Origin of the sequence: Armatimonas sp., assembly GCF_043757465.1 — a bacterium.
GTDB lineage: Bacteria > Armatimonadota > Armatimonadia > Armatimonadales > Armatimonadaceae > Armatimonas.
This window is the reverse complement of the sequence record NZ_JAYVPL010000055.1, coordinates 58,169-70,742: the sequence shown is the minus strand read 5'-3', so window position 1 is coordinate 70,742 and position 12,574 is coordinate 58,169. Positions and strand designations below refer to the sequence as shown.

Here is a 12,574-nt window from a genome sequence, read left to right as displayed (position 1 = left end):
TAGATGGGAAAGGCATTTTCAGCATTCATAGCAAACTTGGGCAAACGCCTGAAAACTGGGAAATTCGGTCTTCAAAAAAACAAATGCGGTTCCCCTGGGTGTTCTGGCTGATGGTGGCGATGGGGCTAAGTGTTGTGGTACTGATGTTGGGACTCTGGAGGGGCTAGCAGAGATGGCGGAGACACTTCCGAAATGGCCGAAGGGCCGGGTGACGTTTCTTTTCACCGATATTAAGGACTCGACCGTGCGGGCACAGACCTACGGCGATCTGGTCTACGATGCGCAGCTACGCGGGCCGCACCATGAGCGCTTGCGTTCGGTGATTCATGTCCATACAGGCCGCTTCTTTCAGGACAAGGGCGACGGCGTGGTGGCGGTGTTCGAGCATCCGACGGACGCGGTAGCCTGCGCCCTGGCACTCCAACGCTCGTTTCGGGATGATCCGATCCGGGTGGGCGAGAGCGGCCCGCCATTGACGGTGCGAATGGGCCTCAATACAGCCCCGGAAGATCAGAACCTGCACCCAGACGACCCGGAGCGCCCCCAGTATCTCGCCAATGCGCTGAACTACTGCTCGCGGGTGGAGGGGCCAGCCGATGCGGGGCAGATTCTGCTCTCCGATGAGACAAAGAGCGGGCTGATGGTGGGCTTTGAGCAGACGTACAATGCCACTTTTCATCCCTGGCCTGGCCGCAAGCTGAAAAGCTACTCGCGAGGGCACACGCTCTGGGATGTGCTCTATGACGGACGTGAGCCGAAGGAGCCGGGAACGCCGTGGATTCCGCTTTCTGCATTGTCCCCCCGCCGGGCGGGGGTTAGGGGGGTCACAGAGGCTAGAGGCGCTCGCCGAGCCAGTAGGCACCCGCCAGCACCACCACCCACAGGCCTGTTTGCACAATCCGCCGCGCCAAGGCTTTATCGCGCCGTGTGATCATTGCCAAGAGCGGTGCCACGGTCAGGACGATGCACGCTTGCCCTAGCTCCACACCAACATTGAAGGAGAAGAGAGACCAGCCCAGTGCAGCGCGAGGAAGCGCCAGCTCCTGGAGCACATTGGCAAAGCCGAACCCATGGATCAGTCCGAAAACAAACGCGAGTGCAATGCGCTGGTCGCCTGGTGCCTTCTCCACGGGGAAGCGGGCGAGCTGGAGGAGGCCGTGGATTCCCACAAAGATAATGCTTAGCGCGATAGTGGGCTCGATGAGGGCGGGTGAGGGGCTGAGCAGGTGGACCGTCGCCAGCACCAGAGTCAGGCTATGTGCCAGGGTGAAGGCAGTGACGATCTTCAGGAGCGCTCTGAGGTTTCCCCCGAGCAGTAAGAGCCCCACGACAAAAAGAATATGATCGGGGCCAATAAAGATATGGTGGACTCCCTCTCCGATAAACTGCCGAATAACGCTGAGCAGGTTCTGGGAGCTTCCCGCGTTGTAGGTGACTGTCGGCTCAGCGTGGGTGCAGAGGCTCTCGGACAGGAGCGTAGCCGTCGGTGCATCGTAGAGGCTTACGAAGACCGTGTGCTGTGGGTCGATGGGAAAGAGCTTGCCCGTCTCCAGCACGAGCTGTGTTGGTGTTGCGGCCCAGCGGTAGTGGAGCCGGAGGCGAATGGCCTTGCGCTCCGGGAGAAACACGCCTGGTTTCTCTTGGACGGGGGAGAGCGCCTGACCATCCGCAGTGACAACAAGACGCTCGGCGATGATCTTTTCAAGCTGCGGCTGCGCGGTTGCCAAGGCGCTCTCAAAAATTGTGCCGTCGAGCTGCAATGCCGGGTAATCGAGTGTGAAGCCTGTCACCGCGAACGTCACTATCGCTTCCGCCCCGGCTGGAGCGAGCCTGAGCTCAACCTGGGTTCGAGGAATGTCATGGGCCTGCGCCCGCACTGTCCCAAAGAGCGTGCACCAGAGCGCCATGAGCAGATAGGGAAGCGGAGCGTGTCTCATCTGGTAGGCTTGCTCCCCAGTGTGGTTAGCGTCTCCTCGGCGGTGCGTGCCTCAAGAACACTGAAGTAGGGATTGCGGCTGAGCGCCTGCTGAAGGTAGCGCTGTGCTTGAGAGTTCTTACCGCTCTTTGCATAGATCATCCCCGCATGAAAGAGGACGGTGGGAGTGGGGTCGGTTGCGTGGACTGCCCGGTCAATCACCGCCTTTGCCTCAGTCAGCTTACCGTTTTTGTAGAAGCACCAGGCGATGGTATCTAGCTGGGCGGCGTTCTTAGTGTCCTGGTGCGCCTGAGCAATCTCTAGGGCACGGGGAAGCTGGCGGTCGTGGTCCGCCCAGAACCGTGCTAGCGAGAGTGTGTCGGTATTGCCCTGCTTCTGGTGCGTCTCATAGAGCTTTTCGACAAGTATAAACGTCTGCTCAGCTTTCTGCGGCTGGTTGGTGGCGAGGTAGAGATCGCCTAGAGCAGCCAGACCTGTCGGCTGCGGGGCAAGGGCAAGTGCTTTCTCGTAGAGCGTGATGGCCTCTGGGTAGAGCTTGCGTGCGGCCTTGACCTTTGCCAAGCCGTTCAAGATCGGTGGGCTCTCGGGGAAGGTTTTTTGGGCTTCACTGAGTAGGTTCTCGGCGGGAAGAATGGCTCCCTCGCCCTGGAGCATCTCCGCTAGCTTGGCCTGGCACCAGGCCGTGTTCTCGGCGTGCTCCCCACCCGCTTTGATGGCCTTGGTCATGAGCCACATGCCTTTGCGCGTGTCGCCCAACAGGTAGAGAAGCTGCGCTCCCCGGCTATACGACGAGAGATCGGGGCGAATATCGAGCATCTTCTGGTAGCTGACAAGTGCGGCTTTGTACTCTCCAAGCTCGGTCTGAGCATCGCCGATCAGACCGTCGGCGCTGCTGTCCTGTGGGTTGAGGGCGATGGCTTTTTGTGCCCAGGCGATACTCTGGGGGAACTGGTGCTTGCCCCCGGCGACCCAGGCAAGGCCGGTCATGGCATCGCTCTTTTGCGGAGCCAGCGTTAGTGTCTGCCGGTAGGCTCGCTCGGCCCAGTCGTAGTACTGGTGCTCGGCGGTCTCGCGCGCACGCTGCATCAGGGTGTCGCCGAGATTGAGCCAGTGAGTGGGGTTATCCGGCGACTCTTGTGCCTTCCGTTTCCACTTCTGAAGCTCGCGCTGCGTGGCATTGGGAGCGTTTTTGGGGAGCTCGGGGAGAGTGGCGAGGAGCGCGGTGGGGGGTAGGGGCAGCGGGGGGGCACTGCTTCGGGCCTTGAGGCCCCAGCCCAGCAAGGTTGCGACACCACTGGTGGCGACGAGAGCCGCCAGGAGCCGTTGAGGGTGATTTTTGGGAGCGAGCGAAGACTTGTTCATGGGTATCTAAAATCTCACGAGGGAAAAGCTCCCGGAGCGTGAGCACAGGCTCCGGGAGAGGGAGGTCTACAGGCCGACGTTAGGTCCAGAGTCCTTGCTATTACGCAGACCCGAGTGCGGGGTTGCAGCGTAGGGGAAGGTCTGGTTGTACACCTGGTCGTTGGCGGCGATATTGTCACCGACCACCGTCACCGTGCTGTAGCTGGGGCCACTGGCGACTGCGGTGAGCGCGATATCGACCACATCATCGCCCAGCCGCCGACCATTGGGCCAGCCACCGGGAATTGTCTGTCCATTGGACTTAGTGAGAGTGTCACCCCCGATAAAGCCCAGTCGGTTAAAGCCAGCCGCGCCCGCGACACGCGCCCGCTCCGTCGTGGTATCGACGCGAATCACATCGGGTATGTAGACCGCCTTGAGATCCACACGGCCACTGGTTGCGAAGCTGGTGCCATAGACGGTATTTATCAGCACGGCAACCTCAGGGTTGAGGGCGTACGTGTCGAACGTGGCATCGCCTGTGGGGGCGGTGCGGTTGTAGCGGTCCTTGTCGCGCATCGCCACAAGCACCTCGTTGAAGAGCGGATTGCCCAGGCGGTTAACCTGCACAAACGGCCCGGAGGGGGTCGGATCGCCCGTCGAGGAGAGGAGCGTGATTCGGGGGCGGCTCACCGAGGCATAGACCCCGACGCCGTTGGCCATTCCCGCAGAGAAGGCAGCGGTGTAAGAGAACGAGGGAAGGTCGGTTAGGGGAATGACGATGGAGTAGTGCAGGACATTAAAGCCCTTGAACCCATCGACGCCTTTACCATCTTGACCCAGTCCATCGGCAAGTGTCCCATTGTTATCCAGGATGCGTGAGTTGAGCAGGTCAAAGATGCCCGGTGTGTCGGCATAGAACCCATCCTCGCGTGCACCGCAAAAAACGGTGTTTCCTCCGCCCGTGCCGCTTCCCACGGCGGGGAGATCATAGGTGGTCTGGAAGGTGTATTTATCCAGTGCGGCACGACTTGTTGCGCCGGAGACCGCCCGACCATTGGCATCGTTGTAGAAGGGGGTCGCCAGCCCGGTGTTGTAGGGGGGAACCATCAGGGGCGTGCTATTGAGCTTGGTCGAGGTGCTACCCACCACGCGCGTGATTGAGTAGGTCTGGGTAAAGTTCTGGCGCGCATCCCCGACATCCTGGATCGCCCCGACTGCGGTTCCACGCCCGTAGCGCAGGATCGTGTCGAGGTTCTTGTAGGCTCCCCCCGCGCTGCTCACAGGGGAGAACTGGAAGTCGTAGCGCTGCAACTCTGCACCTGTCACGGGGTTGGTGATATGGATACTGTAGCGAGCATCCGAGGCAAATGCGTCGTAGAGAACGCCATCGCCGGGTTCGGAGAAGGGGCGGACACTGACCTCACAGACCAGAACCCGCTCACCACTGGGACGCGTGCGGATAAAGGTGTAGACATCGGTCAGGTTGGTCTGCGGGTCGAGCTTACTGAGCGGGGCATCGCTGTGACTGGAGGCACGGACGCTTGAAGGGGCAACAAGGCCAACCCCAAGTGTCAGAGCACCTGTGAGAAACGTGGCAAGCGGACGCTGCCATTTTGAGAATCGGGACATAATTAAATGGTTCCTTTCGGGGAGAGAATTGCAGCGCGGCGACGGTTGCGGCGCTGCAGAAGAGCCAAGGCCGGGAGCCCGGCGAGCACAAACAAGCTCAGTGTGCCCGGCTCCGGGGCGGCGTTGAGAGTGGTGGTGCCAGGAAAGACGACACCGACGGTATTGGGGGTGTACGAGAGCCCATTGAGATCCAGAGCAACATAGGTCGAGGGAGCGAAGGTACTCGTGCTCTCAAAGCTAAAGCCCGCGATGGTAGTGAAGGCATCAAAGGTCGCCGTCGTCATCGGGTCCGCATCTTCAAGAAAGTCCACTCGCCCCGGAGCGGAGCCATCCAGCGCTGGATTGGGATCGTAGGCGATAAAAAAGCCCGTTGGGGCCGTGAGGTTGGTGAGCATCGTATTGACGGGAATGTCAAGTGAGAGCACCGCCAGTGGGATGGGTGTCCCGTTAAAGACGGAAAAAGAGTAGATAAAAGCACCCGTTTGGGAGCCCGTGACTGTTACCTGTGCCTGTGCTGCCTGTGTGGGGATCAGCGCAAGAGCCGCCAGTGTTGCGAGAGTGAGATGCGGAGCCAGAGCACGCTGCCGCAGTTGTGAGACCATGAAGAGTTCCTCCTTGGAGTAGGCTCGTAGGACTACGAGTCTGCTCTTAGCATAGAGGGAGTCGAGGACTTACACCAGACCAAAGCACTATCAAGGACTGCTCACTTTTTGCTCACTTTTTCAGGCAAAGATACGGGTCTCATCCTGCCAGAGAAGCTGGGTCAGCTCAACAATCGCCGCACGAAGATAGCGACGGTAGGTACTAGAGGGAAGCCCGAGCTCCTCGGCCACTTTCTCCTGAGAGCCCAAGGGGTGGAGGTAGGTTTGCTCTAGCACAAGAGCAAGCTGACTTCGCCGTGGGGTTGCCTGGAGCGTGGCGACGGCTTCTTGAATCCGCGCCTGAAGAACCTGACCACGTTCCTGAGGGGAGGCGCTCTGGTTTACCCGAGGGAGTACCAGCCGTGACTGTGCCAGTGGGTTGGTTGCCAGTGCATCGCGCTGAGGAAAGACCCGCAATGCGAGGAGCACGGCGGCTTGGAAGCTCTCCTCACTCAGGGCAATCAGGGGCAGGGGGATGTCCTGGCGCTGCAAGGACGAGTTGCCAATCAGTTGCTGCTCACTCTCGGCCAGACGGGTTAGCCAGCGGGTTGGGGAAACAAGACGCCAGTCGTGGCCGAAGACGGCGTAGGTCTTGCCACCAACGGTGAAGTCGGCCTCCTCAAGGCGCTGCAGGCCCGCATAGAGTAGGGCACCTCCCCAAGCCCCTGGGTCAGCCACCGGGAAGAACGAGAACGACAGGTTTTTTGTCGCACGGTAGAGGCGGACTTTCTCGATAAAGAGCTGGAGCTGGAGCGGGGAGACCTGCTGGTAGGTCTCCTGAACCATCCAGAAGCGAAAGTAGGTCGCCCGCTCGCCAGGGCGAAGTGGGGCATGGGCTTCCAGATACTGCCAAGCCGCCGCAATCGCCGGATCCTCGGTGCGCTGCGCCTCCGAGAGCCGCTCCAGAGAGATGCCATAGAGGAGTCCTGAGAGTGTCTCTGCCTCGGGCGACGGAGCCCTAAGTAGCAGAGCACCCTCCGGTGTGACATCCAGCCAGTAGTCCAGCCAGTGCGCTGACTCGGGGCCTTCGTGGTGTTCCAGCATGGCTCGGAGTGCTTGTCTGTCCTGCGGGCCGTGCAGTCCTGTGGCCCCTGCCAGGGCCTTCTGCGGATCGTTGTGGGCAAAGATCGCCCGGACGACCTGGCTCCCGTGGCTCAGAAAGACATAGTCCAGCAAGAGCAACGGCTGCTCGTCGTCGGAGGCGTGCCAGATACGCTCAATGTAGTAGGTTCGGGCCCGGCCCGCTAGGAGCTCATAGCGCTCGGGGTTGCGCCAGCGAAGATCCGCAATGAGGCACTCCCGCGCAATCTCATGGAGCACCAGCCCCCTTGGCCCTGCCTCGATAAACGAGAGGCTCCTTAGCCAGGTAAAGAGCCGAGCAGTGTCGGCAGTATCATCCTGGAGAATCTGGGCAAGGTTGACCTCCGTCGCAGCCCAGAGCAGGGCGCAGATTTCTAAGGCCGCACGGGCATGAACCCCGAGCTCCGGCTGCATGAGGTTATCCAGAAGCGCTTGGATGACATTGGGGGCGACCTCCGGGTGCTCGCTCAGATCCTGGGGAAGGCTCCCCGCTCGCTGGTGGTAGAGATCGGCCACGAGCACGAGAGCCAGCGGATGTCCATGTGTGAAGGCCAAGGCGCTCTCGTGCCAGAAGGGGGTGAGTCCACGCTGTTCCAAGTACGCGCGTGCTTCCTCATGGCTCAAATTGCGCAGCGGCAGGCTCATCAGGAGTGCGCTCCAGCCCATATCATGCCGCCAGAGTGCGGAGAGCGGAGAGCGCCCGGAGAGCACCACCAGAGTCTCCAGCGAGAGCTGGGGCAGGTAGTTCTCCCGCAGCCAGGTGTCGAGTTCCGGGGAGAGCGCCTCAATCGTGTCAAGAATCAGAACACGGCGCGTGGCGATGATCGGCGAGGGAAGTGCCTGCGAAAATGACCCCACCGTGGGCTCGATGAGGCGGACATTGAGAAAGTGCGCGGGAATCTCTTCACGCGTACAGTGGGCAAGAAACGCCTGAAGGAGCGTGGTCTTTCCTACCCCGCCAGGGCCGTAAACATTGAGGAGGCTAAAGGGGAGCTCGCTGGCCCGGAGCGCCTCCGTAAAGAGCGCAAGCTCACGCCGCCGTCCAATCAGGGGATTCGTAGAGAGTCTCATAGCCGCTACAGCATACGGAGCAACGGAGCCACTTACCAGACCAAAAACTGCTCATTTATTGCTCAGAGCCATCCGTTGTGAGTGACCTCCTTCCAGGCGTGTGCGAGGCCGCCGACGTACCGCTAGCAGATCGCTGTCCCCCCGATAGTCGCCGCTGTTTTCATCTTGTTTGCCTGGTTTCCAGTATATCAAAGTATAATCTCTCCATGCATCAAGCCAAAGAAGTTGGTCTTACTTTTCATGTTCCGCCAAAGCCGCTGGCTACAAACGCAATCACCCACGACTGGCGGGATTTTCTGGGGCCAAGCCACAATGCGCTCTCCACAGAAACGCCGCTCTGGGAGACTCCCAAGCTGGTTTGGGAGCGGATAAAAGGCGAGGGGTACGCGTCGCCGTGTGTGGTGGCAGGGAAGGCGATTGTCTTTCACCGGCTGGGAGAGCAAGAGGTTGTCGAGTGCGTCGCAGCGGAGACGGGCAAGCGGCTCTGGAAATTTGCGTACGTGAGTGTCTACAGTGACCGCTACGGTTTTAACGCGGGGCCGCGCTGTCAGCCGATCAGCGATGGGAAGAATGTCTACATCTACGGCGTTGCGGGAAAGCTGACGTGTCTGTCGCTCGCGACGGGGCAGGTGGTTTGGAAGCGCGATATTGCCGCCGACTACAAGGTGCCGCAGAACTACTTCGGAGTCGGGGCGACGCCGCTTCTAGAGGGCAACTTACTCATTGTGGTGGTCGGGAAAGACTCCGGGCCGAGTGTTGTCGCCTTTGATAAAGCCACGGGAAAGCAAGTCTGGGCGGCAGGTAAGGGCTGGACAGCGGGCTACGCCTCGCCTGTGCCTGCGACTGTACACGGCAAGCGACGCCTCTTTGCCTTTCTGGGCGGCGACAGCCGACCAACAGAAGGTGGACTGCTGGCACTCGATGCTCTCACGGGCAAAGTGGAGGCCACCTTTCCCTGGCGCTCGCGGCGCTACGAGTCCGTGAACGCGTCGGCTCCCTTGGTGATCGGCAATCAGGTTTTTATCTCCGAGTGCTACGGCATGGGGGGGACGCTTTTAGACATCAAGCCTGATGGCACTCTCACACAGCTCTGGGCCAACAAGCGCTTCGGGACGCACTTCATGACGGCGATCCATAAAAACGGCTATCTCTACGGCATTGATGGCCACGGGCCGCAAAACGCGCCACTGGTGTGCGTGGAACTCAAGACCGGCAAGGAACTCTGGCGCGAGGAGCCCGAGTGGGAAGTGAGCGTAAGCGGTAAGACACTCCGGCTCGCGCCCGCGCTGGCGTCGCTGATTCTGGTGGACGGACGCTGTTTAATGCTCGGGGAGTACGGGCAGCTTGCCTGGCTGGACTTGAATCCCAAAGGCTACAAAGAGCTAAGCCGCACCAGCCTCTTTGTGGCGCGGGAGTCCTGGGGGACGCCCGCGCTAAGCCGTGGACTGCTCACTCTCTGTCAGAACGAAGTCGGAGTAGACGGCTCACAGCGGCGCTTGCTCTGCTATGATCTGCGAGCCGCGACGATCCCGGGCAGGAAATCTATGCATTAATACCGAAGAGAGTGCCGGAGGATTGTCATGACCAAAGACGGCAAGATTGCGATTGGGATTATCGGTTTTGGGGGGATCGCACGTGGAGCGCATCTGACCAGTGGCTACCGGAAGCTCCCGGAGTGGTGCGACGTGGTGGCGGTGGCGGACATTCTGCCGGAGCGCTGCAACGATGCGAGCGGGCAGTACGGGATTGCGGAGACCTACGACGATCACAAAAAGCTTTTAGAGCGCGACGATATAGACGCTGTGTCGGTGTGTACGGGTAACTACGCCCACGCTCCCATTACTATTGATGCGCTGCGTGCCGGTAAGCACGTGCTCTGCGAGAAGCCGATGGCGATGAACGCGAAGGAGTGTAAAGCAATGATCGCCGCCCAGAAAGCGACGGGTAAGAAGCTTCAGATTGGCTTTAACATGCGCTACTCGCCGGGTGCACAGAGCCTCAAGCGCGCCATTGAGAACGGTCAGTTTGGCGATATCTACCACGCCGCCGCGCGTGCGATTCGCCGCCGCCGCGTGCCCGCCAAGGGCGTCTTCATCAACAAGGAGCTAAACGGAGGCGGGCCGCTGATTGATATCGGCGTCCACATCACCGACATGACCCTCTGGCTGATGGGCCATCCCAAGCCCGTCGCCACGGTTGGCAGCGCTGTCTGCAAGATGGGCAAGACCCCGGGCTTGGTCGGCGAGTGGGGGCAGTGGGACACCAATGCCTACACGGTCGAGGACTTTGCCAGCGCCTACGTGCGATTTGAGGATGGGCGCACGATGACTCTGCTCGCATCGTTTTTGGCCAATATTGACCAGGAGCACTTCGACACCCAGCTCTTCGGAACCGGAGCCGGGGCATTCTTCGACGCCAACGCGGGCAAGTACACACTCTACCGTGAAGAGTTCGGCACTCTCACCGACACCACGACTGGCTGGCTGCCAAGTGTCGCGAGCACCCACGGCAAAGAGATCGAGATGTTTGTTAAAGCTATCCGCGAGGATCTCACCATTGAGTCCGTCGGAGCCGCGACAGGTGAACAGGCGCTGATGGTCACCCAGATTATGGATGCGATCTATAAGTCTAGCGAGGCTGGGGGGGAAGTGGCAATTCTCTAGTAATCAATTCGAAATGATGTGCCATGTGGTAAAATACTCCGGCCTGCACGCTTAGCCCGCTTCATTATGAGTAATCCATCGCACTTGTCTGATCCTACTTGGCACATCATCCGCCCTAAACAGAGCCTCGTTGCCTTTGACCCGGCAGAGCTCTGGCGATTTCGTGACCTCCTCAATAACCTGGCCCTCCGTGATATTCGGCTTCGCTACCGCCAGGCAGCACTGGGCATTATCTGGGTGATTTTTCAGCCACTGGTCGGTGGGGTGATCTTCACCATTCTCTTTAACAAAGTGGCGGGAATTGAGTTGCAGAGCAAGATTCCCTACTTTTTGTTTGCTCTTGTCGGGTTTGCCACGTGGAGTAGCTTTAGCGGGACATTTTCAAAATCCAGTATGAGCTTGGTGCAGAACGCACAGATGATCTCTAAGGTCTTCTTCCCCCGCATCATCTTACCGCTCTCCACAATCTATGGAACATTACTGGATTTTGCCATAGCACTTACTGCCGTTCTCATTGGGTTGGTGATCTTCCAAGTGCCCATCACCCTGGCCATCCTGACTTTTCCACTCTGGTTGTTGGTGATTCAGATCCTCGCACTCGGGCTTGGGATGATGGCGGGAGCAGTGTCCGTCAGCTACCGAGATGTGCAGTATGCTCTGCCCGTTTTATTATCTATGGGAACATTTGCTTCCCCCGTGGGCTATCCACTGGTTAATGCAATGGTAAAAGTTGGACCATCACTCCAGCCGTTTTTCCTGATTAACCCGATGTCTGGGCTGATTGATGCCATGCGCTGGTCACTATTAGGTGAACCTGTTTATAGCTGGGGGCTTGTGGGCTACAATGTGGCTTTTGCTCTTGTCGCGTTTCTGTTGGGGATGGTGGTCTTTCGAAAGCTAGAGCGGAGGTTCGCTGATGTCATCTGATGCCGATGACCTAGCGATTCGTGTCAAAAACGTCTCAAAGTCCTATGTGATTTCTCACCAGGGCGCGAGCATGAGCTTTCGTGAGGCTCTCCTACACAAATTGCGCAATCCTATTGAGCAGATCGAAAAAGAGGAGTTCTGGGCGCTGCGCGACCTGAGCTTCGATGTCAAGCGCGGTGACGTTTTAGGAATCGTAGGACGCAATGGAGCGGGGAAGTCCACTTTACTAAAACTTCTCTCCCGAATTACAGAGCCAACCGAGGGGGAGATCCACCTTCGAGGTCGTGTTGGAAGTTTGCTCGAAGTCGGGACGGGTTTTCACCCCGAGTTAACGGGGCGTGAAAATATCTACCTTAACGGGTCAATTTTGGGTATGACCCGCCACGAAATTACGACGGCTTTTGATGCAATCGTAGACTTCTCCGGTACGGAAAAATTTCTGGACACTCCGGTGAAACGCTATTCCTCAGGAATGTATGTACGATTAGCATTTGCTGTTGCGGCCCATTTAAACTCTGATATTCTCATTGTTGATGAAGTTCTAGCCGTGGGTGATGTGAATTTTCAAAAGAAATCTCTAGGTAAAATGCAGGAGGTTGCCCAGGGAGGCAGGACAGTTTTACTTGTTACCCATAATCTTTCTGTCGTCTCCAAATTTTGTAGTGATTCTATACTTCTAGATAAAGGAGAATTAGTCAAACACGGTAAAACTGACGAGATCATTAATACTTATATTGAGATGGTTGGTTTTTCTCGACTTAGGCAAGGATCAGATAATGAAATCCGTAAAGGTACAGGTCAGTGGCGTTTTATTGAGTTCGCCCCTTCCAAAAATGTCTATTCCTCGGGTGAGGAGATGCAATTTAAATTTACGGCTGAAAATTATGAAGATATCGGTGATATTTATATTTCGATGCGGATAAAAAATGCTGAAGGTATTGATATTGTTAATATTGATTCACGTTTTGTTGATGCCAGATATGGAAGTCAGGATCGTATCATAGATATAATAAAGGTTCAGTCTTTAAGATTAAAGCCAGGTAGGTTTGTCGTGGATGCTTTTATATGTCATGAGGCTTATGGTTTTGTTGACTATTTTGATTTATGTTGTGAATTTGAAATTTATGGATTCCCTTATGAATTTGTTGCTTCAGAGGATGCCTATGCTGACGGGTTTATCTTTGCTGATTTTTCCTTTGGCTTAATTGAAAATCAAAATTAGGTGCGAAATGTATATTTTGTGAGAGGAATTAAAAACATAAGTTCAATCAGGGAGTTATGTG

Annotated in this window: 10 protein-coding genes; 5 read left to right on the top strand and 5 right to left on the bottom strand. The window is 57.6% G+C overall.

Translation table 11 applies throughout. The features are described from left to right. Positions 1–172: 172 nt before the first annotated feature. Entirely contained in the window at positions 173–931 is a 759-nt protein-coding gene (locus tag ACH2ED_RS07165; RefSeq protein ID WP_395089751.1) for an adenylate/guanylate cyclase domain-containing protein, read from the top strand. Here the strand turns inward: ACH2ED_RS07165 and ACH2ED_RS07160 are convergent. From ACH2ED_RS07160 to ACH2ED_RS07140, 5 genes are all read right to left on the bottom strand, one after another. Beyond that, on the bottom strand, positions 834–1,937 hold the full coding sequence (locus ACH2ED_RS07160) for a HupE/UreJ family protein (RefSeq protein ID WP_395089749.1): 1,104 nt from the start codon (positions 1,935–1,937) through the stop codon (positions 834–836). The two genes, ACH2ED_RS07165 and ACH2ED_RS07160, sit on opposite strands and share 98 nt — an antisense overlap. Then, a complete protein-coding gene (locus tag ACH2ED_RS07155; protein WP_395089747.1) occupies positions 1,934–3,298 on the bottom strand; it encodes a tetratricopeptide repeat protein in 1,365 nt (454 codons plus the stop codon). The genes ACH2ED_RS07160 and ACH2ED_RS07155 overlap by 4 nt, the downstream gene beginning before the upstream one ends. Positions 3,299–3,364: 66 nt before the next feature. After that, positions 3,365–4,909, bottom strand: a complete 1,545-nt coding sequence (locus tag ACH2ED_RS07150) for a DUF4331 domain-containing protein (protein ID WP_395089745.1) — start codon at positions 4,907–4,909, stop codon at positions 3,365–3,367. A gap of 2 nt (positions 4,910–4,911) precedes the next feature. Further along, on the bottom strand, positions 4,912–5,511 hold the full coding sequence (locus ACH2ED_RS07145; protein WP_395089743.1) for a PEP-CTERM sorting domain-containing protein: 600 nt from the start codon (positions 5,509–5,511) through the stop codon (positions 4,912–4,914). Between the two features lie 120 nt (positions 5,512–5,631). Further along, complete coding sequence (locus tag ACH2ED_RS07140; RefSeq protein WP_395089741.1) at positions 5,632–7,701, bottom strand: AAA family ATPase; 2,070 nt, start codon at positions 7,699–7,701, stop codon at positions 5,632–5,634. Between the two features lie 206 nt (positions 7,702–7,907). Between ACH2ED_RS07140 and ACH2ED_RS07135 the strand changes: the two genes are divergently transcribed. The 4 genes from ACH2ED_RS07135 (at position 7,908) to ACH2ED_RS07120 (ending at position 12,513) form a co-directional block, all read left to right on the top strand. Further along, positions 7,908–9,254 (top strand): PQQ-binding-like beta-propeller repeat protein, encoded by a 1,347-nt coding sequence (locus tag ACH2ED_RS07135; RefSeq protein WP_395089739.1) that lies wholly within the window; start codon positions 7,908–7,910, stop codon positions 9,252–9,254. A 27-nt stretch (positions 9,255–9,281) separates the two neighbouring features. Continuing rightward, positions 9,282–10,364, top strand: a complete 1,083-nt coding sequence (locus ACH2ED_RS07130; protein ID WP_395089737.1) for a Gfo/Idh/MocA family protein — start codon at positions 9,282–9,284, stop codon at positions 10,362–10,364. An 84-nt stretch (positions 10,365–10,448) separates the two neighbouring features. Beyond that, on the top strand, positions 10,449–11,291 hold the full coding sequence (locus ACH2ED_RS07125; protein WP_395089735.1) for an ABC transporter permease: 843 nt from the start codon (positions 10,449–10,451) through the stop codon (positions 11,289–11,291). Then, the gene (locus ACH2ED_RS07120; RefSeq protein ID WP_395089733.1) at positions 11,281–12,513 is read left to right on the top strand and encodes a polysaccharide ABC transporter ATP-binding protein; all 1,233 of its coding nucleotides are present in this window, start codon (positions 11,281–11,283) and stop codon (positions 12,511–12,513) included. The genes ACH2ED_RS07125 and ACH2ED_RS07120 overlap by 11 nt, the downstream gene beginning before the upstream one ends. The last annotated feature ends 61 nt before the right edge of the window (positions 12,514–12,574 follow it).

What these genes read in the sequence shown, in the direction of transcription:
- ACH2ED_RS07145 (WP_395089743.1), bottom strand. Translation starts at nt 5,511, where the DNA reads ATGGTCTCACAACTGCGGCAGCGTGCTCTGGCTCCGCATCTCACTCTC.
- ACH2ED_RS07160 (WP_395089749.1), bottom strand. Translation starts at nt 1,937, where the DNA reads ATGAGACACGCTCCGCTTCCCTATCTGCTCATGGCGCTCTGGTGCACG.
- ACH2ED_RS07150 (WP_395089745.1), bottom strand. Translation starts at nt 4,909, where the DNA reads ATGTCCCGATTCTCAAAATGGCAGCGTCCGCTTGCCACGTTTCTCACA.
- ACH2ED_RS07135 (WP_395089739.1), top strand. Translation starts at nt 7,908, where the DNA reads ATGCATCAAGCCAAAGAAGTTGGTCTTACTTTTCATGTTCCGCCAAAG.
- ACH2ED_RS07155 (WP_395089747.1), bottom strand. Translation starts at nt 3,298, where the DNA reads ATGAACAAGTCTTCGCTCGCTCCCAAAAATCACCCTCAACGGCTCCTG.
- ACH2ED_RS07165 (WP_395089751.1), top strand. Translation starts at nt 173, where the DNA reads ATGGCGGAGACACTTCCGAAATGGCCGAAGGGCCGGGTGACGTTTCTT.
- ACH2ED_RS07120 (WP_395089733.1), top strand. Translation starts at nt 11,281, where the DNA reads ATGTCATCTGATGCCGATGACCTAGCGATTCGTGTCAAAAACGTCTCA.
- ACH2ED_RS07140 (WP_395089741.1), bottom strand. Translation starts at nt 7,701, where the DNA reads ATGAGACTCTCTACGAATCCCCTGATTGGACGGCGGCGTGAGCTTGCG.
- ACH2ED_RS07130 (WP_395089737.1), top strand. Translation starts at nt 9,282, where the DNA reads ATGACCAAAGACGGCAAGATTGCGATTGGGATTATCGGTTTTGGGGGG.